This window comes from Serratia ficaria (assembly GCF_900187015.1).
In the GTDB taxonomy this organism is placed as follows: domain Bacteria; phylum Pseudomonadota; class Gammaproteobacteria; order Enterobacterales; family Enterobacteriaceae; genus Serratia; species Serratia ficaria.
Map to the genome: position 1 here is coordinate 1,088,939 of NZ_LT906479.1, position 21,748 is coordinate 1,110,686.

Here is a 21,748-nt window from a genome sequence, read left to right on the forward strand (position 1 = left end):
GCGCTCTAGTAGCCGGCTTTCAGCAGCTCTTCACGCAGATCGTCGATAATCGCCGGCTCGATGTCCGGGAACTGCTGTTGAATATCCGCGATGGCTTCGGCCACGCTGGAGCCGGCGAAGGTGCCGGAGAAAGGCACCAGCGGCAAATTGGCGTCGCTGTCCGGCAGCTCGCCGCTGATGGTGCCGGTGATCATGCCCGCTTTCTTTTCCGCCGTGAGGTCATACTCCCCCACGTTTTTATCGATCGGTTTCATTGGTTGCCTCGGTGTCAGGGGGGCTCCGCGTCTTTCAATGTCCTGTCTAAAGCATAGTGTTTCAGCCGACAAATACCAATCGGTGTATATAATATTAATTTAAAACAATACGCTATGCGTTATCTCGCCGATTGACGAGCGCCCCGCCGCCTTTATAATCGTGGGGCGTTAAAAGGACATTTCATTCGCTGATAAGGACTCGGAAAGATGAGAATATTGAAAAGCGCCATGTTGCTTCCCTTGCTGGCGCTCGGCGCCTGCGCCAACCACGCCGGCAGCGCGGAGCAACACGCCAGGCACTACGTTTACCAGACCCGCGACGATTTCGATCCGCAGTTCCGCACCGATGTTAACAGCAGCATCAAAAACGCCATTCCGATGTTCGAGCAATTCTACCAGCTGGGCAAAAAAGACCGGGCTGCGGGCGTGGCCCGCGGTGAAGCCCAGAAAAAAGCCGATTATCTGGCCAGCCCTGAATTCCAGCAGGGGATGGAGCGGAAGAGCGTATTTATCAACCATACCTACAGCAGCACCGCCAATGCCAAATACAAGCAGGTATTGTCGCAGGAAGCGGTGGGCGCTTTCTGGGACGGCTACGAAGGGCGTTGAGCTTAATCCCACATAAACAACAGGTAATACAGGCTGGTCATCGGCCGCTTATTTGATTATAAACACCGCCGTTAAGGACGATGTCCAAATCTGAACCTGGAGTGTTTATGTTGAAGCCTTCGATTGCCGTTGCGTTACTGATGTTGTTGTTGCCCGCCGCTCAGGCGGCGGATTACCGTGCGGGTGAACAGTATACCCGGCTGGACAAGCCGGTGGCCGCCGCGCCCGCGGTGGTGGAGTTTTTCTCTTTCTACTGCGGCCCCTGCTATCAGTTTGCCGAAACCTACCGCGTGGGCAGCACCGTCAGCCAGGCGTTGCCCGCCGGCACCAAGCTGGCCAAGTATCACGTCGGCCTGATGGGCAAGTTGGGCCATGAACTGACCGAAGCCTGGGCGGTGGCGATGACGCTGGGCATCGAAGACCAGATCGAAGGCCCGCTGTTCGAAGCGGTGCAGAAGAAGCGCGCCATCAACGGCGTGGAAGATATTCAGCGGGTGTTCGCCGCGGCGGGCGTGGATGCCGCCACCTACGAAAATGCCCGCCACAGCCTGCTGGTGAAGGGGCTGGTCGCCAAACAAAACGAAGCGGTGAAGGCGCTGGACGTGCGCGCCACGCCGTCGTTCTACGTTGCCGGCAAGTACAAGATCGACAACGCCGGCATGGCCAGCACCCGCGTCGACGGCTATGCCAAAGAGTATGCCGCGGTGGTGCGCTACCTGCTGGATACGCAGCCTTAAGCGGGCGCGATGTCCTGTCATGCGCCAGCGTGCGGGCGGTGTTAACCCGTTCTTTTTCGGATCGATATAGTTGAATTCCCGGCGGGAACTGCGGTTTCCGGCATATCACTGAGGAATCATCTATGGCACTGCCTGCACAAAGTTCTATCTATTACGTCGCCACGCTGGATGACGTTGCGTCAAACACCACCAATACCGAAGAAATTGTCGTTACGGACAGCGGTACCGGCGGACGATTTATCAAGCAACTCGCCAGCCCGACGGCAGATCGCTGGAATGTCGACGGCGTCATGCTGATTAAGGACGCCAACGGGACAATCTGGGAACGGGTCTTTGAAGACTGCGTCGATCCAGAGTGGTGGGGCGCCAAGCCGTTCTATCGCAGCAAGACCGGCAGTTTCGTCAATGACGGTCACGACAATGCCCCCGCATTCAGCCGCATGCTGAACTGGCTGATCGATACCCTGGTTATTCCCCCGGCCGCGTCAGGGGATGCGCCGGGCGGCACCTATATCAACTGGACGCCTAAACCGGCAGGCGTGCGTTTCAAGGGCAATCGCCAGTATGGCCTGAGCGCCACCGTTACCTGGAATACGCGCATCAATCTTTACGCCAACGGCGGCGCGATCTTCGCCAACGAGGGCTTCAATCAGAATGCCGATGCGCCCAAGGCGCTGCTGCGGTTGTATAACGAGAAGAACCGTCCGACGATTGAGTGCACGTTGGAAAAGCTGGAAATGTACCCCTGCAGTCCTAATCGCATCGATAGCGGCACCGGCAACCTGGGCGTGACGGCGATGCTGTTTGAAGGCGACGGCGCGGCGGGGGATTTCCGTTTTTGTCGCTGTGTGATCCGCGAAGCCAAGTTCTACAATTTCCGCACGGCGCCGGCGGTGCAATACGGCGCCCGCGCTTATCTGGTTCGTTTTTATGACACCTATTTTTCTCAGAATGCGGGGGGCGATCTTTATTACCCCGCGGGGATTGCCGATGCCGGTGAGAATTTCAGCTACACCAATTGCACCTTTGGCAACGGCGGCGTGATCAATCTGGAAGGCGGCGCGCATAACTTCGTTAACTGCTCCATCGATTACCAACAGGTCGGTTTTCTCATCAAAAATGCCCGCGTTTGCATGCTCGGCGGGCATATGGAGATTAACAGCACCAACGTCGGCAGCCGCGTGGTGATCACCGGCAGCGGCCGTTTTAACGCCGTCGGCACTAAATTCTACGGCACCATCAACGTGCCTATTACCGCCCCTTCTTATTTCGATGCTCAGCAATATCACAGCCGGGTCAATCTGCAGGATTGCGAATTTGAGAACACCTACGGGCATGCTTCACTGCTTTCCGGCAATGGCCAACTGCACGCTCAGGGTTGCTTTATGGTTAACCAGAACCAGTGCCCGGTCTTGCAGCCGCTGACTTCAGCCAATAACAGAATGTTGCGGCTGCAGACCGCCGAACAGGTTACCTCCTATCTGGCTACGCTGTATGGCTATGCGTTTACCGGCGGCAGTTATCTGGTGCAAACGGTGCAGGCGCCGGCCGGATCCGGCTTTACCGGTAAGGTCATTGAAATCCGGAAGACCGCTCCGACCAGCGGCAGCCAGCGCATCGCCGTGCCGATGCCGATGGGCGAAGGACGGGTGCCTTATTGCAACCTGCGGGTCATGGGAAGTGAAGCGTTTAATGCCTCCGCCGGTTATGCGTTTGCCGGTGAGGGCGTGCGCAGCACTTCAGGGCCTGCGGGGTACTATTTCTCCAACGTGAAAAACACGTGGAATTACGGTTCAATCGCCGTGACCACCGAGCCGAAAACGGCGATCGGCATGTTCGGCAACGCCAGCGACTTCAACGTCGGCAGCGGCCAAGCGCCGCGCAATATCGCCGACGGCAGCCAGCAATGGTTACTGTTTTATATCGACCTGACCAATCTGCCGCTCAACGGATCGCTCTATATCGGCGATATCAACTTTAACGTTCTGTAATCGCGTTCCTACGCAAGCGATCCGGCTGCGGCCGGGTCGCTTCTGTTCGATGCCGACGATCTGTGATCGCGCCGCCAAAACCCCGGCCCGCCATTGCTTGTGGGTTGGCGGATTGTTATGTTGATTTTCTGTTCAACGGCGCAGCGTTGCTGCTGTTTGAAAGGGGAGAGACATGATGGTGTCGACGCAGCTCAGGGACGCCGGCTTTGAAGAATGGCTGGGTAAAATCAACACCGCCTGCGGCAGGTTTTGCGCCAAAACGCTGGGGCCGGGCTTCAGCGGCGCCATGCAGGAATTCCGCGCCCATGCGCTGCGCCTGAGCGTGGTTGACGTGGCCCAGGCCCGGTTGTACCGCACCCCGCGCGAGATAGCCCGCAGCGACGGCGGGCACTTCTTTACCGTTTTCCAACTGCGCGGCACCGCGTTGATGGAACAGGGCGGGCGGCAGGCGGTGCTTTCCGCCGGCGACGCCACGCTGATCGACGCCTCGCAGCCCAGCAGTTTCACCTTTCAGCGCGATTCGCGCCAAATTTCGCTGTTGTTGCCGCGCAGCTGCCTGCCGTTGCCGCCGCCCTGCGCGCGCAGGCTGGGGGCGGAAAACGGCGCGGTGCGGCTCAGCCGGCAGTTGGTGCTCGGCAGCATGCAGGACCCGCAGATCGACGGCGCGGAAAGCGAGGCGATATTGAACGCGCTGGCGGCGCTGCTGCAGCCGGCGCTGGCGGGCGCCCAGGCGCGTCCGGCGGGCCGGCAGCCGGTATTCAACCAGGCGCTGGCGTTGATCGACCGGCATATTCAATCGGCGCAGCTGCGGCCGGAATGGGTGGCGATGGAGCTTGGCGTCTCTTTACGCAGCCTGTATCGCCTGTTTGCCCGCCAGGGGCTGGTGGTGGCGCAGTACATCAAAAACCGTCGGCTGGACCTGTGCGCGCAGGCATTGCGCAGCGCCGACGGGCAGGAAAAATTGGCCGGCATCGGCTACGACTGGGGCTTTACCGATCACAGCCATTTTTCGACCGCCTTCAAACAGCGTTTCGGCGTTACCCCGAGCGAATACCGCAGGCAATACCGGTAACCGATTGGCGGGGCTGACGATGAGCCGGCCCCGGTTGTTTTCGCTCAGTAACGAATGCACACCGATTTGGTTTCGGTATAGGCGTCCAGCCAGTCCGGGCCGAAATCGCGGCCGCTGCCCGACTGCTTGAAGCCGCCGAACGGCATGTTGGCGTCGATCAGCGTATGGGTGTTGACCCATACCGTGCCGGCCTGAATGCGCGGCGTCATGGCCATCGCCTTCTGCAGGCTGGTGGTCCACAGGCTGGCGGTCAGCCCATAGTCGGTATCGTTGGCCTTGCTCAGCGCCTCTTCGGCGTCCGCCACGCGGATCAGGTTGACCACCGGGCCAAACACCTCCTCACGCGTCAGGTCAAGCCGGTCGTCCGGGTTGATCACCAGCGTCGGCGGAATATAAAAACCGTTGGCGTCCGGGCCGGCGGAACCGACGATCAGCTCGGCATTTTTCGCCCGGGCGTCGTCCAGGTAGGCCGCCACCTTATTGCGGTGGTCGCGCGACACCAGCGGGTTAATCTGCGCGCCGGCGTCCATCCCCGGCCCGACCGACAGTGATTTTACCGCCTGCTCGAAGCCGGCGACCAGTTGGTCGTATATCGGCGCTTCGATGTAAATCCGCGAGCTGGCGGCGCACACCTGGCCCTGGTTGAGGAAGCTGCCCAACATCAGGCCTTCCACCACCTGCTGCGGATCGGCGTCTTTCAGCACGATGGCCGGGTTTTTGCCGCCCAGCTCCAGGGTTACCCGGGTCAGGCGGTCGGCTGCGGCGCGCGCGATGCTTTTGCCTACCGGCGTCGAGCCGGTGAAGCTGACCTTGGCGATCAGCGGGTGCTGGGTCAGCGCCTTGCCGCAAACCGTGCCTCTGCCGGTGACGACGTTGAACACCCCGGGCGGAATACCGGCTTCGGTCGCCAGTTCGGCCATGCGCAGCAGGGTCAGCGGGGTGGTTTCCGAAGGCTTGATGACGATCGAACAGCCCGCCGCCAGCGCCGGCATCACTTTCCACATGCCGATCATCAGCGGGAAGTTCCATGGCACTATGCCGGCGACCACGCCGAGCGGCTCTTTGCGGGTATAAACCTGATATTTGGCGCCCGGCGGCATCGGAATCGACACGTCCAGCGTCTGGCCGGTGATTTTGGTGGCGAGGCCGGCGGTGTAACGCATCCAGTTCAGCGTGCTGCCGACCTCAAACGCGCGGGCGATGTTGATCGATTTGCCCTGTTCCAGCGTTTCCAGCTGCGCCAGCTCTTCGGCATGCTGCTCGACCAGATCGGCGTAACGTAGCAAAATGCGCTCGCGCTCGGCCGGCAGACGCTGCGCCCACACGCCTTCGCTGAACGCCCGGTGGGCGGATTGTACCGCCAGGGCGACGTCGTGCTCGTTGGCGTCGGCGGTGGAGGCGATCTGCTGCCCGTTGGCCGGGTTATACACCGCCAGTCGGCCATCGGCGGCGGAGCCGCGCCATTGGCCGTCGATATAAAGGCCATGCTGACGTTCGAGAAAACGCGACACGCTATCCAGCACGGTCAGGGTATTGTCAGGCATACGCCCTCCTGTCAGACATATGGGGTTGGGGTTAACCCGCAAAGTCTATATCAGCCGCCAAAAAGCGGCTTTGGTCTGCCTGACATTCGGTTTGCGCTGCGTGACACTTTGGCGATAGCGGCCGGCGTTCGCCGGCCGTGGCGCCGGGGGATTATGAGCTGAGGGTCGCCAGGCGGGTGGCGAAGCCGAGGAACAGCAGGCCAATCAGGCCGTTGCCGAGTTTCGCCAGGCCTTTCTTGTGGTTGAAGAAGTGCGCCAGCATCGCGCCGGAGAAGATCAGCGTGGTCATGTAGACGAAGCTGACGGACTCGAGGATCAGCGCCAGGATGGTGAACGACAGGCCGGTATGCGCATAGTTGAAGTCGATAAACTGCACGAAGAACGACACATAGAACAGGATGGCCTTCGGATTGGTCAGGCTCAGCGTCAGCGATTTGCGCAGGATGCTGTGGCCGCCTTCAATCTGCTGCTGTTGCGTCGCCGCCTTTTGGATAAAGGTGGCGTAGAGGATTTTTGCGCCGAGGAACAGCAGGTAGATTGCGCCGAGGAAACGCACCAGGGTAAACAGGAACGGCGTAGTGCGGATCAGCGAGGCCACGCCGATATAGGCGCAGAAGATCAGCACGGCATCGCCGATAAACACCCCCAGCGCGGCGGTGTAGCCGGCGCGCACGCCGCGCGACACGCCGGTTTTCAGCACGTACAGCGTATTCGGCCCCGGCAGGATGATGATGAAAACCACTCCGGCTAAATAGGTCCAAAGATTCAGGACGCCAAAACTCTCTAACACAATAACCTCTCCATGCGCGCAACAATCAGGCAAAAACACTGGCCACGCCGGTGGCCGGCCGCGATCCTAACGCCGTGCAGGCGGGTTGGCAACGTAATAAACTTCATGTTGTTGGCTGAAATTTGTCGTAGCGCGCTGCCCCGCGGCCATGCTGCTCAACACCGATAAGCCGCCGTGAGAAACGGATGATGAAAAAGCCGACCGACAGCCCCCTCTGTGAGGGGGGCGCCGGCCGGAGCGGGGCGCGCGAGGTGACAACCGGATGAATGAGGCGCCGCGTGGGGGATATCCCACGGCGCCTTATAGCTTGCGCGCCAGCAGCGTGGCGAAACGCAGGGAGATGCGGTTGCCGGCGGCGTCGGTCTTGTGCAGCTGCCCCACCTCCTCGTTGTACTTGAGAATTTCCCAATCGCGATAACAGTTCTTCAGCTCTCCCGGTTTGAAGGTGAAGGGGAACGGCAGCGGGCAAGGGTAGTCCGGCGTGTCCATCGCCGCGACGATCAGGTTATGGCCGCCGCGGCGGGTGCTGTCCTGCATGTTTTGCACGATAGTCGGGATTTGCCGGCGATCGAGGAACATCAGCACCACGGTAGAGAGGATGAAGTCGTACTCGCCGCTGAAACGCTGGGTATTGAGGTCCCGCACGCCGGCGTTCAGGTTCGACAGCCGTTCCGCGTCGATAATCTGGTTGAGGCGTTCAATCGACGGCGCGTGCTTGTCCCAGGCGGTGACGTCGAAGCCTTTCAGGTTCAGATACAGCGAGTTGCGCCCGCCGCCGCAGCCCAGATCCAGCGCTTTGCCCGGCGCGATGCGCGCTGCGGCCTCAATCACCTCGGAGTGGGTGCGCGTAAGCTCATATTTTTTATGGTAGTAATCTTCCGGCGAGCAGTAGAACGCCAGTTGGCAGGTCATGTCGTCCGAGAACGCGACGATGCGGTGCCACTGCTGCGGCTCGATAAACGGCGGCTGGCTTGCCGGGCTGAATTGCCAGGTTTCGCGGGTGGCGCCGTCTTCGGTCATCATGGCGAAGGTCAGGCTGCCGCTCAGCAGCGTCAGCTTCGCCCAGGTGCCGCTTTGGGTGTTATGCCGCTGGCGAAATGCCTCCGGCAGCGTGGCGGCGTCCCATTCGGGCAGGGTTTTATAACAAAGCAGCTGATCCATAACGCTCTCCTCAAGCTTGGCGGTCAAAGCGATTTAATATGATGCATATAAAATACATCTTTTAATGCGCCTTGAACATGCCTGAAATCATGAAAGCGGCTTATAGCCGCCGCCGCATGCGGGTAGTGACCGCCCTGAAACCGAGACGGGCGTACAGCCGCGCCGCCGTCGGATTATCGTTGAAGACCGTCAGCTCGGCGTATTGCGCCCCCGCCGCCCGCGCGGTAGCGCTCGCGCTCCTGCTCCGTCATTTCCCTGAGTTCGATCATCTTGTTATTCCTTGAGTTATTTTCCTTTTACAGACTAGCCTATGTGTGGGCGGCGGCATATTTAAACTGGATTGTGCCCGCCGGCTGGGCTAACTTCACTGCAGCCTATGCATAACGATCAGGGAAAAGATGCCATTACGCCGTGTGACTCAATCCAAACTCTTCCGCCCGCTGAGCCTGGCCGCGCTGCTGGTGCTGGCGGGTTGTGCCAGTAAAACCACCCCCACTTCCCCTGCGGCGCGCCCCGCCGACGTGAAGGCGCAGCTGGTGCGGCTGATGCCGGCCAACGCCGGCGATCGTCAGGGCTGGGCCACCGACATCACCGCCGCGTTCGCCGCCCAGGGCATCGAACCGAGCAACGAGAATCTGTGTTCCGTGCTGGCGGTTACCGAACAGGAGTCGACCTTCCAGGCCAGCCCGCAGGTGCCGGGGCTGTCGAAAATCGCCTGGAAAGAGATCGACCGGCGCGCCGACCAGCTGCATATACCGAACTTCCTGGTGCACACCGCCTTGCTGATCAAATCGTCGAACGGCAAGAGCTACAGCGAACGGCTGGACAAGGTGCGCACCGAGAAAGACCTGAGCGATATCTTCGATGACATGATCAACCGGGTGCCGATGGGGCAAACGTTGTTCGGCAAGCTGAATCCGGTGCATACCGGCGGCCCGATGCAGGTGAGCATCGCCTTCGCCGAAGCGCATGCGAAAGGGTACCCGTATCCGGTCGACGGTTCGATCCGCCGTGAAGTGTTCAGCCGCCGCGGCGGCATGTATTTCGGCATCGCGCATCTGTTGGGCTATCCGGCCGACTACAGCCGGCCGATTTACCGCTTCGCCGATTTCAACGCCGGCTGGTACGCCAGCCGCAATGCGGCGTTCCAGAGCGCGGTCAGCCGGGCGAGCGGCATTCCGCTGGCGCTGGACGGCGACCTGATCAACTACGGCACCGACAAGCCCGGCTCCACCGAGCTGGCGGCGCGCACCCTCGGCAAACGGCTGGACATGAGCGACTCCAGCATTCGGCGGGCGTTGGAAAAGGGCGATCGGCTCGACTTTGCCGATACCAGCCTGTATGAACGGGTTTATGCGCTGGCGGAGCAAACCACCGGCGGTAAATTGCCGCGCGAGATGCTGCCGGGCATCCAGCTGGAAAGCCCGAAAATCACCCGCAAGCTGACCACCGCCTGGTTCGCCAAGCGGGTGGATGAGCGGCGGCAGCGCTGCATGGCGCGCGCCGGCGGTTAAACGAGAGCGGCGTGCCCTGAGTGATAAGGTTCACCGCTCAGGGTGCAATGGCGCTATGCGCTGCGGCGCGGGTTGGTCAGGCCGAAGTTGAAGCTATTGCAGCGGTTGCAGAACTCTTTCATCACCGGCGGGGTATCCATCATCGGCACTTTCACTTCGATAAACGTCAGGCTGTCCTGACGCGTCGCGTGTTCCAGCGCCATCTCCAACTGCTGGGTGGTTTCCACCGCTACGCTGAACGGTTTGGCGCCGGTGTTCAATACCGCCGGCAGTCTGGCGTAGTCCCAGGGCCCGATGTCGTTGTAAGACGCGCTTTCCCCGAGGATATAGCGTTCGATGGTGTAGCCGTCGTTATTGATCAGGAAGATGATCGGCTTTTGTTCGCAACGCAGCAGGGTGGAGACTTCCTGGGCGGTCAGCTGGAAGGAGCCGTCGCCGATAAACAGCAGGTGCCGACGCTCCGGCGCCGCCATCATGGCGCCCAGCAGCGCCGGCAGGGTATAGCCGATCGAGCCCCAGATGGGCTGATTGACCACCTGTACGCCGTCGGGCATGCGCATGCCGCCGATGGCCGCGCCCGAAGTGCCGTTTTCCACCACCAGCACGTCATCAGGCTGAATGAAGCGCTGCATCCGCTGCCAGAAATAGGCCTGATCGAGCGCCGCGTCGCCCGGCGTGGCCAGCTTGTCGCGCGGGTTGGGCAGCGGCGCCTGCGGGCTGGCTGCCGGCTCCTCGTCCAGTTCCAGCAGCGCCTGCAGCAGGTCCGCCGCCGCTACCGCCGGGTAGGAGGTGTTATCCAGCTTCATTGAGAACGGCTGGATATCCACCTGGGCGGCGGCGGGGATTTGGTGCGAGAAATACCCGGTGGTGGAATCCACCAGCCGCACGCCAAAGCTCAGCACGCAGTCGGCGTGAGCCATATGTTCATACAGCTCGGGGCGCGACAGATTGCCGCTGTAACCGCCCATCCAGCCGGCGGTGGTTTCCGGAATGATGCATTTGGCGGTCGGCATATTGGTCAATGGGATACCGAAGCGGTGCGCCACCGCGATCACCAACCGCTGCAGCCGATAACGATCCACCATTTGATCGACCAGAATAATCGGGCGCTGCGCGCGTTTGATGCGCGCCAGCAGCGCCATGGCGGCCAACTGCACATTGTATTTATCGCTGGCCGGCAGCTGCGGCGGCGTGGGGGCGGCGGCAAGCTCAATTTCGACCTCGCAAATATCCGAGGGCAGTTGCAAATAGACCGGCTTTTTTTCTATCCAGGCGCGGGAAATAACCCGCGGAATTTCCTGCGCTACATTTTCCGGCGTAATTAACGCCTGTGCGACGGTGAATTGCTTAAAACAGTTCATCACGTTGTCGAAATTGCCGTCGGCCAGGGTGTGGTGCAGCAACTGATGATTTTTCATCGCGTGCAGCGGCGGCGTGCCGGAAATGCACACCACCGCCGCAGACTCGGCGTAGGCGCCGGCGATGCCGGACAGCGCCGCCAGATCGCCTACGCCATAGGTGGTGATTAACGCCCCGGCGCCTCTCAGCCGGGCGTAGCCGTCGGCGGCGTAGGAGGCGTTCAGCTCATTGCAGTTGCCGATAAACGCCAGCCGTTCGTCCCGTTCCAGCAATTCCAGCAGGCTCAGGTTATAGTCGCCGGGCACGCCATAGATGCGATCGATATTCAGGGTGCGAAGTTGTTGCAGAATGAATGACCCGATAGTTATTTTCATTGATTGCTCCGGATTATTTATCTTTTATTTTTTCAGGCGAAAAACAGCAAAATAAATTGCTGGCGATGTTGTGCTGCCGGTAATTCATCGACGCGGCCCTGATGCAGGTGAGGGCCGTTCACGTTAGCTTTAACAGTTATTTAAACCGCGGGGTTGTTCAAGCCGCACCGGGCAGGCGGCAAAATAGCCGAACGTATCCGGCGGTTTACGGCGTTATTTTCCTGCATTAAACGTGAGGTTATTTGCGGTTGCAGGCCCATGGTATTTTTCATTTGCGGCTGATTGGCGCAAGAAATGGCTGAGTGCCGGGCAGCATAACGACGGGCGTATGACTCGCCGGTACTTTTGCTGGGCGGTTAAATCCCCGCCGGCGAGCTCCGTCGTTTGGCGGCATGGCAAAAATAACGTTAAGCGCGGAACGGCAAAAAATCGCACGGCACCAATGCGCAACCTTGTGTGAACAAATAATTAACAATTGCGAGCGCGGCCGGCGCTGGCGATGGCATTGCAACTTTACAACGCCCGCGGGCGGCGGGGCGCCCAGCCAAGGCTGAAAAGCGCGCGGCAGGCCGCCGACATAACGTGTTGGCCATCACATAATGCGCCGCGCCGAACGTAAACTTTTCGCTACGCGCGGCGACGCCGGCAATGCGGAGTTTTCCGACAGACGGCCCTGCGCGCGGGCGGTAGGCTGGCGCCCGGAACCTGCCGGGGCGGCACAGCGGCTAAACTTAACCAAGTGACAACGGCGCATTGGATAAATTAGATACAGCTTGATCTTGCCCGGCCAATCGGCAAGAATCCCCGGCCGTATTTTTTACAGGAGCTTTATGATGTTTTTCAAACGGACTATTTTGGCATGTTCTCTGGCGTTGATATTTCCTACACTGCCTTCTTACGCTGAGGTTGGTGCAGAAAATAGCAACGCCGCGCAGGCTGAAAAACCGGGTCTTTGGCAGCGTTTCACCGACAACGTGGCGGAGACCTGGAACAACTCGCCCAATCACGACCTCTATATACCGGCCATCACCTGGCACAACCGCTGGACTTACGACGACGAGCACATCGATAAGTACAACGAACGCCCCTGGGGCGCCGGTTACGGCATTTCCCGCTACGACAGCGACGGCGACTGGCACGGCATCTATCTGATGGCGTTCAAGGATTCGTTCAACAAGTGGGAGCCGATCGGCGGCTATGCCTACGAGAAGATCTGGCGTCCGCTGGACGACAAGGATTTCCGCCTGGGGCTGGGGTTCACCGCCAGCGTCACCGCGCGCGACAACTGGAACTATATTCCTATTCCGGCGCCGCTGCCGTTGGCCTCCATCGGCTACCGGCGGCTGACCTTCCAGGCCACTTACATTCCCGGCACCTATAACAACGGCAACGTATTCTTCGCCTGGCTGCGCTGGCAGTTTTAATCCGCGGCGAAGATTGCCGACATTCCGAAAAACAGCCATATCGCCAGCGAAAAGGAACTTGTCGCCGCTGGCGGCGTCGGAGGAAATGACCCGGCGCATTGCGCTGATTGCACGCCGTTATTACAGGAGTTTTACCACCATGAACACCAAACATCGTTTACTGCTGGCGCTGACCTTGACCGCAACCCTGGCCAGCGGCGCATCCCAGGCCGCCGGGCTGATGGATTCTCTGAGCAGCGCAGCCGGTGAGCTGAGCAAATCATCGGGCAGCGGCGACGGCGCCACTTCACTGTCTTCGCTGACCGGCCTGCTGAACGGTGGCGACAAGGCGCTGAGCTCGAGCAGCATGACCAACGCCGCCGGCATCCTGCAGTACTGCGTCAAAAACAACGTGCTGTCGGCTAACGGCGCCGAAGGGGTGAAAGACCAACTGCTCAGCAAGCTGGGCATCAGCGGCACTGAAAACGCCAAGAGCCAGGACTACCAGCAGGGGCTGGGCGGCCTGTTGCAGACCGGCGAAGGCAAGAGCCTGGATCTGAATAACCTGGGCACCTCGCAAATCACCGAGAAGGTGAAGCAAAAAGCCTGCGATCTGGTGCTGAAGCAAGGCCAGTCCTTTATTTCCTGATTGTCCGGGCGGCGGGGCAATCCGCCGCCTTCTATTCTGAATAAGCTGAAAAATGAAAAAAACTCTGATCATCTCCCTGCTTGCAGGGACGGCAGCGCTACAGGGGTGCGCCATGAAAACCAACGACGCGCCGCCACCGCCGCAGGTAAAATCGATCGGCATGGCCAACCCGGCTGACGTGTACTGCAGCGAGATCGGCGGCAAGCTGAACGCCAGGCAAAACGCCGCCGGCCAGTATTCCACCTGCACCTTGCCGAACGGGCAGGAAATCGAGAGCTGGGAACTGTTCCGCCGCGATCATCCGGTGAAGAAGTAACGGCTGCGGCGCGCGTCAGAACTCGCGGTCGCTGATGGGCTGGAACGCGATGCCGCTGTTCGCGTGCAGCTTGAGCGGCATCCGCCAGTCGCTGTCTTTGCCCAGGGTGAACGCGCGGGAGCGGAAGTTGCACCCGCTTTTGATGTTCTTGATTTTCATCACGTGGTCCGCGGCGGAGTCGATTTTGACGTCGAAGCTGCCGGCGGCGGGAATGAACACCTCCGCCAGCTGCTGCGGCGCCGCGGGCGTTTCCAGCCTGACCAACACCGCGAAATCGTTGCCTTGGTTGTCCAGCGTCAGCCGATGCGCGTGGCCGGCCGGCGGGCGTTCCGGCTGATGCAGATAGCCGGCCGACGCTGGCCAGGCTTGCCCGGCGTTGTCGTGCAGCGGGCCGCCGCACTGCTCGCGGGCTTCGCGCAGCGGCATTTCGCGCCTGATGGCGCGGTTGTAATCGGTGGGTGAAGTGGCCACCGCTTCGTCGTCATGCTGATGAGCGCGCAGATAGCGTTTACCGCTGAACACTCCCATGGCCACCAGCATGAAGAAGATAAAAATCGTCAGGCGATTTTTAAGAATCAGCCCAAACAGCCTGCCCGGTAATTGAAACAGCCACCTTGCGATTGTCGATAACATCATTTTCCCTTAGCGCCCAAGACGTTACGTCTACGGTAACGTTGCTTGCCTCAGTATAGCCAACATCTCGCGGGCTAAAATCCCTCATCGGTATTTTCTTCAGCGAAAATAATTGTACGGTTTCGGACGTTTGCGTGCGTCATTGAGCGCTTGAGCATTCATTGATGCGCCGGGTATTGCCGGCAAGACGCCGGAACGCTCGGGAGGCCGGCGGCTTTCCGAACGCCAGAGCCATCGAAATCACCGCCTGATTACTCTTCTTCGATGTCGGCGAAGCGTTGCCCCAGATAGTCGAGCAGCAGCCGCACCGCCGGCAGCAGGCCGCGGCGCGACGGATAGACCACGTGCACCACGCCGCCCTGCGGCTGCCAGCCGGGTAATAGCTGCACCAGCTCGCCGCGCAGCATGTCGTCGCGCATCATCATCGACGGCAGCTGCACGATCCCGGCGCCGGCGATGGCGGCGGTGCGCAGCATCAGCATGTCGTCGGTCACCAGCCGCGGCGCATGTTCCCATTCCATTTTTTCTCCCTGCGGCCCGGTCAGGCGCCACAGGTGTTGCGCGCGCGCCGGGCCGAGATCGAGCGTCGGGTACCTGCGCAGATCGTCCGGTTGCTGCACCGGGCCGAGAGTGCGCACCAGCGCCGGGCTGGCGGCTATGCACCAGCTGCGCTGCGCCAGTATTTTCAGCACCAGATCGCTGTCTTCCAGCGGGGGCGGCCGCACGCGGATCGCCAGATCCAACCCTTCGCCCACCACGTCTACCCGCCGGTTGGTGGCCTCGAGATGCACCGTGACCTTGGGGTAATCCGCCATAAAAGCCGCCACCATGCTGCCGACGCGGGTATGCAGGATCGCCACCGGGCAAGACATGCGCACGGTGCCGCAGGGCTCCGCGCGGGTTTGCTCAATCGCCTGCTGGGCGGCTTCCGCCTCGATCAGCATCGCCTTGCAGTGCGCGTAATAGTTCTGCCCGACCTCGGTCACGGAGAAGCGGCGCGTCGAACGCTGGATCAACCGCACCCCCAGCCGTTCCTCCAGCAGCGCCACGCGGCGGCTGAGTTTGGATTTGGGAATGCCCAGGGCGCGCCCGGCGGGGGCGAACCCCTGGTGATCGACCACGCTGGCGAAGAAAAACAGGTCATTCAGATCGGTGAACATCTTCGCTCCCATCGTTCTACCAATAGAACGCTGAGTGTACATCTTGCCTACTACTGCAGCAAACCCCGCTGGATTAAACTTCTGCCATCAACGTAAGGTCGTGAGACCTGAAACAGGAGTTCAAGATGAAAAAGATCCTCGGTATTTACAACAGCCCTGAAGCCCATTGGGTCGGCAACGGTTTCCTGGTGAATTCGCTGTTCTCCTATAACGATTTGGGGGCGGAAATGAGCCCGTTCCTGCTGTTGGATCATGCGGCGCCCACTAAATTCCGCTCCGCCTCCGGCACCCGTGGCGTGGGCCAACACCCGCACCGCGGCTTTGAAACGGTGACCATCGTTTATCAGGGGGAAGTGGAGCATCGCGATTCCACCGGCAGCGGCGGGGTGATTGGCCCCGGCGACGTACAGTGGATGACCGCCGCGTCCGGCATTCTGCACGAAGAATTCCATTCCCGGGACTTCTCGCGCAACGGCGGCACCATGGAAATGGTGCAGCTGTGGGTCAATCTGCCGGCCAGGGACAAAATGGCCGCGCCGGGTTACCAGACGCTGTTGAACGCCGACATCCCGGTGGTTCCGCTGGCGGATGGCGCCGGCCAGGTCAGGGTGATAGCCGGTAACTTCGACGGCCAGGCCGGCCCGGCGCGCACCTTCAGCCCGCTTAACGTCTGGGATATGAAGCTGAACGCCGGCCATACCACCACCCTGCGGGTGCAGGAAGGCCATACGCTGGCGTTGGTGATGTTGCACGGCGCCATCCTGGTCAACGGCGAGGAAGTGGTGCGTGAAACCCAAATGGTGCGGTTCGACCGTGCGGGGGATTCGGTCACTATCGAAGCCAACAACGACGTCGCGCTGCTGGTGTTGAGCGGTGAACCGATCGACGAGCCTATCGTCGGCTACGGGCCGTTCGTGATGAACAGCGACGCGGAAATCCAGCAGGCGTTCCGCGACTTCAACGGCGGCAAGTTCGGCAGCATGGCGGTTGAAGCCGACGCCGGCTAAGCGCGAAAACCCGGCCCGGGAGACGAGCTCCGGGCCTGGCGCTACAGTTAAACCTCGTGCTCCCGGCCCTGCGGCCGGGGGCATTCACAACCGCAACAATCAAACCCCCACAGGAGTAAACCATGGCTGCAAATTACCAACGCCTCGACAAGGATCAGGCCGCCGTATTGCTGGTGGATCATCAGGCAGGGCTGCTTTCTCTGGTGCGTGATATCGAACCCGATCGTTTTAAAAACAACGTGCTGGCACTGGGTGATTTAGCGAAGTATTTCAACCTGCCGACCATTCTGACCACCAGTTTCGAGAACGGCCCGAACGGCCCGCTGGTGCCGGAGCTGAAGGCTCGGTTCCCCGACGCCCCCTTTATTCCGCGCCCCGGCCAAATCAACGCCTGGGATAACGACGACTTCGTCAAGGCGGTCAAGGCCACCGGCCGCAAACAGCTGATTATCGCCGGCGTCGTTACCGAAGTGTGCGTGGCGTTTCCGGCGCTGTCGGCGCTCAACGAAGGTTTCGAGGTGTTTGTGGTCACCGATGCCTCCGGCACTTTCAATGAGCTGACGCGGCAGTCGGCCTGGAGCCGCATGGAAGCGGCGGGCGCACAGCTGATGACCTGGTTTGGCGTGGCCTGCGAGCTGCACCGCGACTGGCGCAACGATGTGGAAGGCCTGGGGGCGCTGTTCTCCAACCATATCCCGGATTACCGCAATCTGATGACCAGCTACGGCCAACTGACCGGCGGCAAGTAATGTTGTTCGGGGCAACGTTCAGTTGCCCCACTCTTTAGATAAAAATCTGCGTTGTCTCCGCTAACAGCTTGTCTTTATTCGCGTATTTTCAATCTCCGCATTTTCCCCTGCCAAGAATCATTCTGGAATTTTATCAATTACTTCAATGATTGATTAGCTATAAATTTCTTTAGGTAACAATATATCTTTTTGCTCTTTGTGATTTGTTGTCAGACTTTTCCATCTGGTTTTGATTTAGCCAATGCCATCTGCTATATAACTCATGTTTAAGAAAAATTTTAATAAATAAAACAGGTTTTATTGTTCTCACCTGTTTTTTTGTAAACAAGGTGTATGGACATAAGAAATTAAGACTACAGCATTTCGACACAGCAAGAGGGATGAGTAATGAATGCATTCAGAGATAAACTTAAGGCTCATGTTCATCATGTGGCCTCGGTAGGGCAGCATTGCAATACGGAAGAAACGACCAAGCAGGCGCTAATTTTACCGTTATTAGAAACACTGGGTTTTCACCCCTATGATCCCACGAAGGTCAAAGCTGAGTATGGCGCTGATTTCCCTGGGGTAAAGGTTGGTGAACGAGTGGATTACGCTCTTTTTTGCCATGCGGTCCCGGTCATGTTTATCGAAGCCAAGTCCTTCAGCCAAAATTTAACAAACCACAGCCCTCAACTTTCTCGTTATTTTAACGCCACCCCAGAAGTGACGGTTTCCGCGATAACGAATGGCAAAGAGTGGAGATTCTTCACCGATCTGAAAGATAAAAACATCATGGATGATGCGCCATTTTTGAAGATAGATTTTAGTGATTTAAATGATTCTGATATTGAACAACTTTATAGATTCAGACATGACCAGTTCCAACCGGAAGCGTTGAGAACTTTGGCGGAAGAAAGTATCTATCTGACATCGTTTACAAAAACAATTAGCGCCAGCTTAAGAGATGTTGACCTGGATTTTGTCAGGTATGTAGCGAATCGTTCCAATGTACAGCGCCAACTGAACCAGCGTTTTCTTGAAACAATCACTCCGTTGGTGCGTCTTGCAGTCGAAAAAGCCGTTAGTGCGATGGTCGTTTCCGGGCTGTCAGTGACTACGGAAAACGCAGCGGGATTGGCTTCGGAAAGTGGCGATGTGAACCAACCTGATCCCTTAGCCCCCATTATTGATCCAGAAAACAGCAAAATAGTGACGACCTACGCTGAAAGGGCGCTATTCGATAATGTAGCGATGATCCTGGGTGGCGAAGCCGATCTCAGCGCCAAAGATACCGAGAGCTATTACAGTATTCTGTTTCAAGGCAAAACGACGCGATGGATCTTGCGTTACTTCGACAATAAGCAACGGCCCACAATTTTACTTCCGCTGGAGATCAATGATGCCCGGCACGCGGAAATCACCCGGGCAGGTCTGGAGCTTGCCGCTGGGGGGCATATCATCATCGATCGCCCAGAAAATATCTTGCGATTGACTGGGTTGATCATTGATTCTTATCATTACTGTACTGATGACGAAAACTTCAGGCAGAAGAAAAAAGACAAGCCAGGTAGTTAGATTGTACTTGGCAGGATGGGCTTCTGCGATTGCTGTTTCATATCAGCCGCGGGAGCTTGATCCTTGTAGCCTTCCGGTTGGCTCGGCGTACGCGCTGAAAGATATGGCCATAACTCTTACAAAATCCTTAGCCTTTCATCACGTTAACCCCGGGATGTAAGCAAAGATCATCAGGATGAAAAGGTGCCGAAAAGCGCCTTTCTCATTGACCGGCGGCGGGGTAGGTTAGAGCCAATTCCGGTCAATGAGGCTAATAACATGAAACACGCCATTAAAGTTCTGACTCTGCCATTCCTCGGCGCAGCGATGCTGTTCAGCGCGGGAGCGATGTCCGCTCCGGCGTCGGAGGCCCACAATGCGCCGCCGTCCGCAGGGCAGGGGCCGCACCTGCCGCCTTTCCCCGGCGGGCACCCGCCTAAGCCCGGCTTCTGTCACGGCGGAGAACTGTTCTGCGCCACCTCGGCCAGCGATAATCCGGTCGAAACCATCAACAAGCTGACGTCGGTGATCCCGGCCGGCAACGCCAAGCACTATGAGGTGCGCGTCTCTGTGGTGGCGGTGCCTGATGCGCCGCCGGCACCGCCGAAAGCTTAACGGTCTCCATCCTGCTGGCCCCGGCGCGCAATGCGCGCTAGGCTGAGATCTCCATCGCTCAGGAGGCAGGATGAATTCCCCACCGCTCACCCGTTATCTCCGGCCCGACGATCGGCTGCTGCTGTTCGACGGCGAATGCAATCTTTGCCACGGGCTGGTGAGATTTTTAGTCCGCGCCGATGCTCACCGGCGCATCCTGCTGGCTACGGTGCAGTCTGCCGAGGGCCAGGCTATCCTGCGGCGGTGCGGGCTGCCGACCGAGCGGTTCGATTCCATCCTGTATGTTGATCAACGCGGGCACTGGCTGCGATCGGCGGCGTTTTTTCGGGCGCTGAGCCAGCTTGGCTGGCCCTGGCGGCTGTTGGCGTCGGCGCGTTTTCTGCCGACGCGTTTGGCCGATGGCGTCTATAACGCCGTCGCGCGTAATCGCTACCGGCTGTTTGGCCGCAATGACGGCACGGCCTTGCCCGGCGCTGACCAGCCGGGGCGTTATCTCGGGCGGCGCGGCGATCCGCCGGGGTGAGCTTTACGCTTCTTTACCGTTTAATCGATTGAAATATCAGCAGTCTGCCCCCATATAATGAAACGTTCAGCCAACAAGGAGCGCGTATGGGAATCAGTGAAGAAGAGCGGATCCGCCGTCTAACCCAGGAAAAAAATGCCGTGGGCAATGCGGCGAAGTGGGTGGCGATCGTGTCCGCGGTGTATTTTATTCTGATGGTATTTTACGGCCATCCGATCGGCGTGCTGACCATGTCCGGCGCCATCGCTCTCGTTGCCGGCACCACCTGGCTGAAAAAGCGGCGGAAGGTCAAATCTTACCGCATGGCGCTGGCGAAAATCGGCGACGATCAGCCCTGATAGTCGCTGCGCATCAGCGTATATACCAGGCTTGGCGCCGCGCCGGGCACGTCGTTCAGCGTATCCACCAAATGCAATCCCGCCTTCTCCAGCACGCGCCGTGAGGCCCGGTGGTTTTCCCGCACCACGGCGGAAATTTCATCCAGCCCCAACCCCTCGAAACCAAATTTCAGCGCCGCCAACGCCATTTCAGTGGCCAACCCCATGCCCCATACCCGGGTGTCGAAGCGATAGCCCAGGTTGACGGTGCGCTGCGCGCCGAGCGGCTTCCAGGATAGTCCGCCGAAACCGATCACCCGTTCGGGCTGTTCACGCAGCGCGATCGCCCAGGAGTCGTAGCCCCGTTGCTGCCAGCGATTGGCGCGCTCGGTAAAAATGTGCCGGGCCTGCTCCGGGTCGGTCAGCGGGCCGGCCGGGTTGAAGCGTTGGGTTTGCGGATCGCCGTAAATGGCGTAGTAGCGGGCGAAATCGGCGGCGACAGGCGGGCGCATCAGCAGGCGTGCGCTGACAACGGGCTGTGACGGGATAAATGCGGGCATGGTTTTCCCTGACTGGATGAATGGACAGGGTTAACTGTAGACCAGACAGGCGGGGCGGGAAACCCCTCCCCGAGAGGAGGGGAGGATCGTCAGATAAACGAATCGTCGTCGTCGCTGTAGTCGTCGGCGAAATCAGAGTCGTCGTTCTGATAGTCCGCGTTCTGGAAGCCGTTATCCTGGTTCAGGAAGCTGCCGTCGCCGTTGTTGAAGGTGTCGAGATTGTTGGAAGCGTCGAAATTACGCATCGCGCTGTCGTCCACCGGCGCCGGCGTTTCGTCGATGATGTTAACGATCTCCTGCGGCTGCGAATGGCGGAACATGCCGGTCAGCATGTCGGCCAATACCACCCCGCCGGCCACCCCGGCTGCGGTTTGCAACGCGCCGCCGAGGAAGCCGCCGGCGCGCGAGGGCGCCGCCTGCTGCGGCTGGGCGTATGCCGGCTGCTGCTGCGGCGCATAACCCCCCTGCGGTTGGCCGTTCCACGCCGCGTTGTTTTGTTGCTGCGCCTGAAGTTGCTCGCGCGGGCTTGGCGCACTGCGGCTGCCGCCACCGAACAGGCCGGCCAGGAAACCGCCGCTGCTCTGTTGGCCATGGCCGTTTTGCTGCAGCTGGGCAATCTGAGCCTCCAGATCCTTAACCCGCTGATCCAGCTGCTTCAACGCCGCTTCCTGAATGATCATCGCCTGCGCCATATAGTAAGGGGCGGAGGGCTGCTCGCGGATGTGCTGGTTGATTTGCTGCTCTGCCTGGAGATCCCTCGGGCCCGTCTTGGTCTCGGCTTCTTTCAGGCGGCCAAACAGACCATCAATAAGACGTTGTTCTTCGGATTGCATAGGATTACCTCTAGGAGATGAATATTGGTACTGGATGATAAC

General features: G+C 59.4%; 23 protein-coding genes. 14 read left to right on the forward strand and 9 right to left on the reverse strand.

Annotation, left to right across the window (positions count from 1 at the left end):
- Positions 1-5: 5 nt before the first annotated feature.
- The gene (locus CKW09_RS05090) at positions 6-254 is read right to left on the reverse strand and encodes a hypothetical protein (protein WP_061796159.1); all 249 of its coding nucleotides are present in this window, start codon (positions 252-254) and stop codon (positions 6-8) included.
- Positions 255-461: 207 nt separating this feature from the next.
- Between CKW09_RS05090 and CKW09_RS05095 the strand changes: the two genes are divergently transcribed.
- The 4 genes from CKW09_RS05095 to feaR all read left to right on the forward strand — a co-directional run bounded on the left by CKW09_RS05095 (position 462) and on the right by feaR (position 4,663).
- Positions 462-863, forward strand: a complete 402-nt coding sequence (locus CKW09_RS05095; RefSeq protein ID WP_061796161.1) for an Exc2 family lipoprotein — start codon at positions 462-464, stop codon at positions 861-863.
- Between the two features lie 107 nt (positions 864-970).
- On the forward strand, positions 971-1,600 hold the full coding sequence (locus tag CKW09_RS05100) for a DsbA family protein (protein WP_095095950.1): 630 nt from the start codon (positions 971-973) through the stop codon (positions 1,598-1,600).
- A 122-nt stretch (positions 1,601-1,722) separates the two neighbouring features.
- Entirely contained in the window at positions 1,723-3,591 is a 1,869-nt protein-coding gene (locus tag CKW09_RS05105; protein WP_095095952.1) for a hypothetical protein, read from the forward strand.
- Positions 3,592-3,763: 172 nt separating this feature from the next.
- Positions 3,764-4,663 (forward strand): transcriptional regulator FeaR, encoded by a 900-nt coding sequence (gene feaR / locus CKW09_RS05110; RefSeq protein WP_061796165.1) that lies wholly within the window; start codon positions 3,764-3,766, stop codon positions 4,661-4,663.
- Between the two features lie 44 nt (positions 4,664-4,707).
- Here feaR and CKW09_RS05115 read toward each other — a convergent pair whose 3' ends face one another.
- From CKW09_RS05115 to tehB, 3 genes are all read right to left on the reverse strand, one after another.
- Complete coding sequence (locus tag CKW09_RS05115; RefSeq protein WP_061796166.1) at positions 4,708-6,207, reverse strand: aldehyde dehydrogenase family protein; 1,500 nt, start codon at positions 6,205-6,207, stop codon at positions 4,708-4,710.
- Between the two features lie 151 nt (positions 6,208-6,358).
- Entirely contained in the window at positions 6,359-6,997 is a 639-nt protein-coding gene (gene leuE / locus CKW09_RS05120) for a leucine efflux protein LeuE (protein ID WP_061796167.1), read from the reverse strand.
- A 300-nt stretch (positions 6,998-7,297) separates the two neighbouring features.
- Positions 7,298-8,158, reverse strand: coding sequence for an SAM-dependent methyltransferase TehB (gene tehB / locus CKW09_RS05125; RefSeq protein WP_095095955.1), 861 nt, complete (start codon positions 8,156-8,158; stop codon positions 7,298-7,300).
- A 398-nt stretch (positions 8,159-8,556) separates the two neighbouring features.
- Between tehB and CKW09_RS05135 the strand changes: the two genes are divergently transcribed.
- Entirely contained in the window at positions 8,557-9,672 is a 1,116-nt protein-coding gene (locus CKW09_RS05135; protein WP_095095958.1) for a DUF1615 domain-containing protein, read from the forward strand.
- Positions 9,673-9,725: 53 nt separating this feature from the next.
- Here the strand turns inward: CKW09_RS05135 and CKW09_RS05140 are convergent, their stop codons facing one another.
- Positions 9,726-11,405 carry an alpha-keto acid decarboxylase family protein gene (locus CKW09_RS05140; RefSeq protein ID WP_095095961.1) on the reverse strand — a complete coding sequence of 560 codons (1,680 nt, stop codon included), beginning with the start codon at positions 11,403-11,405 and terminating at the stop codon, positions 9,726-9,728.
- A gap of 830 nt (positions 11,406-12,235) precedes the next feature.
- On the opposite strand from CKW09_RS05140, the gene pagP reads away from it, so the two are divergent.
- The 3 genes from pagP to CKW09_RS05155 all read left to right on the forward strand — a co-directional run bounded on the left by pagP (position 12,236) and on the right by CKW09_RS05155 (position 13,773).
- On the forward strand, positions 12,236-12,829 hold the full coding sequence (gene pagP / locus CKW09_RS05145; protein WP_174524344.1) for a lipid IV(A) palmitoyltransferase PagP: 594 nt from the start codon (positions 12,236-12,238) through the stop codon (positions 12,827-12,829).
- A gap of 139 nt (positions 12,830-12,968) precedes the next feature.
- A complete protein-coding gene (locus CKW09_RS05150; protein WP_061796384.1) occupies positions 12,969-13,457 on the forward strand; it encodes a DUF2501 domain-containing protein in 489 nt (162 codons plus the stop codon).
- Between the two features lie 52 nt (positions 13,458-13,509).
- On the forward strand, positions 13,510-13,773 hold the full coding sequence (locus CKW09_RS05155) for a putative hemolysin (RefSeq protein WP_061796172.1): 264 nt from the start codon (positions 13,510-13,512) through the stop codon (positions 13,771-13,773).
- A gap of 15 nt (positions 13,774-13,788) precedes the next feature.
- Here the strand turns inward: CKW09_RS05155 and CKW09_RS05160 are convergent, their stop codons facing one another.
- Complete coding sequence (locus CKW09_RS05160) at positions 13,789-14,406, reverse strand: hypothetical protein (RefSeq protein WP_095100020.1); 618 nt, start codon at positions 14,404-14,406, stop codon at positions 13,789-13,791.
- 251 nt (positions 14,407-14,657) lie between these two features.
- Entirely contained in the window at positions 14,658-15,566 is a 909-nt protein-coding gene (locus CKW09_RS05165) for a LysR family transcriptional regulator (RefSeq protein ID WP_061796174.1), read from the reverse strand.
- Between the two features lie 125 nt (positions 15,567-15,691).
- Here CKW09_RS05165 and CKW09_RS05170 point away from each other — a divergent pair, with 125 nt between their 5' ends.
- The 6 genes from CKW09_RS05170 to CKW09_RS05195 all read left to right on the forward strand — a co-directional run bounded on the left by CKW09_RS05170 (position 15,692) and on the right by CKW09_RS05195 (position 20,334).
- Positions 15,692-16,573, forward strand: a complete 882-nt coding sequence (locus CKW09_RS05170) for a pirin family protein (RefSeq protein WP_095095964.1) — start codon at positions 15,692-15,694, stop codon at positions 16,571-16,573.
- Between the two features lie 122 nt (positions 16,574-16,695).
- The gene (gene ycaC, locus CKW09_RS05175) at positions 16,696-17,322 is read left to right on the forward strand and encodes an isochorismate family cysteine hydrolase YcaC (RefSeq protein ID WP_061796177.1); all 627 of its coding nucleotides are present in this window, start codon (positions 16,696-16,698) and stop codon (positions 17,320-17,322) included.
- 387 nt (positions 17,323-17,709) lie between these two features.
- Positions 17,710-18,879, forward strand: coding sequence for a type I restriction endonuclease (locus CKW09_RS05180; protein WP_095095967.1), 1,170 nt, complete (start codon positions 17,710-17,712; stop codon positions 18,877-18,879).
- Between the two features lie 258 nt (positions 18,880-19,137).
- On the forward strand, positions 19,138-19,473 hold the full coding sequence (locus tag CKW09_RS05185; protein WP_061796178.1) for a hypothetical protein: 336 nt from the start codon (positions 19,138-19,140) through the stop codon (positions 19,471-19,473).
- 70 nt (positions 19,474-19,543) lie between these two features.
- Complete coding sequence (locus CKW09_RS05190) at positions 19,544-19,996, forward strand: thiol-disulfide oxidoreductase DCC family protein (protein ID WP_095095970.1); 453 nt, start codon at positions 19,544-19,546, stop codon at positions 19,994-19,996.
- A gap of 86 nt (positions 19,997-20,082) precedes the next feature.
- Complete coding sequence (locus CKW09_RS05195) at positions 20,083-20,334, forward strand: hypothetical protein (protein WP_061796181.1); 252 nt, start codon at positions 20,083-20,085, stop codon at positions 20,332-20,334.
- Here CKW09_RS05195 and CKW09_RS05200 read toward each other — a convergent pair.
- Both CKW09_RS05200 and CKW09_RS05205 read right to left on the reverse strand, forming a co-directional pair.
- Positions 20,325-20,873, reverse strand: a complete 549-nt coding sequence (locus CKW09_RS05200) for a GNAT family N-acetyltransferase (protein WP_095095973.1) — start codon at positions 20,871-20,873, stop codon at positions 20,325-20,327. The two genes, CKW09_RS05195 and CKW09_RS05200, sit on opposite strands and share 10 nt — an antisense overlap.
- A gap of 89 nt (positions 20,874-20,962) precedes the next feature.
- Positions 20,963-21,706 carry a DUF2076 domain-containing protein gene (locus tag CKW09_RS05205; protein WP_061796183.1) on the reverse strand — a complete coding sequence of 248 codons (744 nt, stop codon included), beginning with the start codon at positions 21,704-21,706 and terminating at the stop codon, positions 20,963-20,965.
- Positions 21,707-21,748: the final 42 nt, after the last annotated feature.

What these genes read in the sequence shown, in the direction of transcription:
- CKW09_RS05090 (WP_061796159.1), bottom strand. Translation starts at nt 254, where the DNA reads ATGAAACCGATCGATAAAAACGTGGGGGAGTATGACCTCACGGCGGAA.
- CKW09_RS05095 (WP_061796161.1), top strand. Translation starts at nt 462, where the DNA reads ATGAGAATATTGAAAAGCGCCATGTTGCTTCCCTTGCTGGCGCTCGGC.
- CKW09_RS05100 (WP_095095950.1), top strand. Translation starts at nt 971, where the DNA reads ATGTTGAAGCCTTCGATTGCCGTTGCGTTACTGATGTTGTTGTTGCCC.
- CKW09_RS05105 (WP_095095952.1), top strand. Translation starts at nt 1,723, where the DNA reads ATGGCACTGCCTGCACAAAGTTCTATCTATTACGTCGCCACGCTGGAT.
- feaR (WP_061796165.1), top strand. Translation starts at nt 3,764, where the DNA reads ATGATGGTGTCGACGCAGCTCAGGGACGCCGGCTTTGAAGAATGGCTG.
- CKW09_RS05115 (WP_061796166.1), bottom strand. Translation starts at nt 6,207, where the DNA reads ATGCCTGACAATACCCTGACCGTGCTGGATAGCGTGTCGCGTTTTCTC.
- tehB (WP_095095955.1), bottom strand. Translation starts at nt 8,158, where the DNA reads ATGGATCAGCTGCTTTGTTATAAAACCCTGCCCGAATGGGACGCCGCC.
- CKW09_RS05135 (WP_095095958.1), top strand. Translation starts at nt 8,557, where the DNA reads ATGCCATTACGCCGTGTGACTCAATCCAAACTCTTCCGCCCGCTGAGC.
- CKW09_RS05140 (WP_095095961.1), bottom strand. Translation starts at nt 11,405, where the DNA reads ATGAAAATAACTATCGGGTCATTCATTCTGCAACAACTTCGCACCCTG.
- pagP (WP_174524344.1), top strand. Translation starts at nt 12,236, where the DNA reads ATGATGTTTTTCAAACGGACTATTTTGGCATGTTCTCTGGCGTTGATA.
- CKW09_RS05150 (WP_061796384.1), top strand. Translation starts at nt 12,969, where the DNA reads ATGAACACCAAACATCGTTTACTGCTGGCGCTGACCTTGACCGCAACC.
- CKW09_RS05155 (WP_061796172.1), top strand. Translation starts at nt 13,510, where the DNA reads ATGAAAAAAACTCTGATCATCTCCCTGCTTGCAGGGACGGCAGCGCTA.
- CKW09_RS05160 (WP_095100020.1), bottom strand. Translation starts at nt 14,406, where the DNA reads ATGTTATCGACAATCGCAAGGTGGCTGTTTCAATTACCGGGCAGGCTG.
- CKW09_RS05165 (WP_061796174.1), bottom strand. Translation starts at nt 15,566, where the DNA reads ATGTTCACCGATCTGAATGACCTGTTTTTCTTCGCCAGCGTGGTCGAT.
- CKW09_RS05170 (WP_095095964.1), top strand. Translation starts at nt 15,692, where the DNA reads ATGAAAAAGATCCTCGGTATTTACAACAGCCCTGAAGCCCATTGGGTC.
- ycaC (WP_061796177.1), top strand. Translation starts at nt 16,696, where the DNA reads ATGGCTGCAAATTACCAACGCCTCGACAAGGATCAGGCCGCCGTATTG.
- CKW09_RS05180 (WP_095095967.1), top strand. Translation starts at nt 17,710, where the DNA reads ATGAATGCATTCAGAGATAAACTTAAGGCTCATGTTCATCATGTGGCC.
- CKW09_RS05185 (WP_061796178.1), top strand. Translation starts at nt 19,138, where the DNA reads ATGAAACACGCCATTAAAGTTCTGACTCTGCCATTCCTCGGCGCAGCG.
- CKW09_RS05190 (WP_095095970.1), top strand. Translation starts at nt 19,544, where the DNA reads ATGAATTCCCCACCGCTCACCCGTTATCTCCGGCCCGACGATCGGCTG.
- CKW09_RS05195 (WP_061796181.1), top strand. Translation starts at nt 20,083, where the DNA reads ATGGGAATCAGTGAAGAAGAGCGGATCCGCCGTCTAACCCAGGAAAAA.
- CKW09_RS05200 (WP_095095973.1), bottom strand. Translation starts at nt 20,873, where the DNA reads ATGCCCGCATTTATCCCGTCACAGCCCGTTGTCAGCGCACGCCTGCTG.
- CKW09_RS05205 (WP_061796183.1), bottom strand. Translation starts at nt 21,706, where the DNA reads ATGCAATCCGAAGAACAACGTCTTATTGATGGTCTGTTTGGCCGCCTG.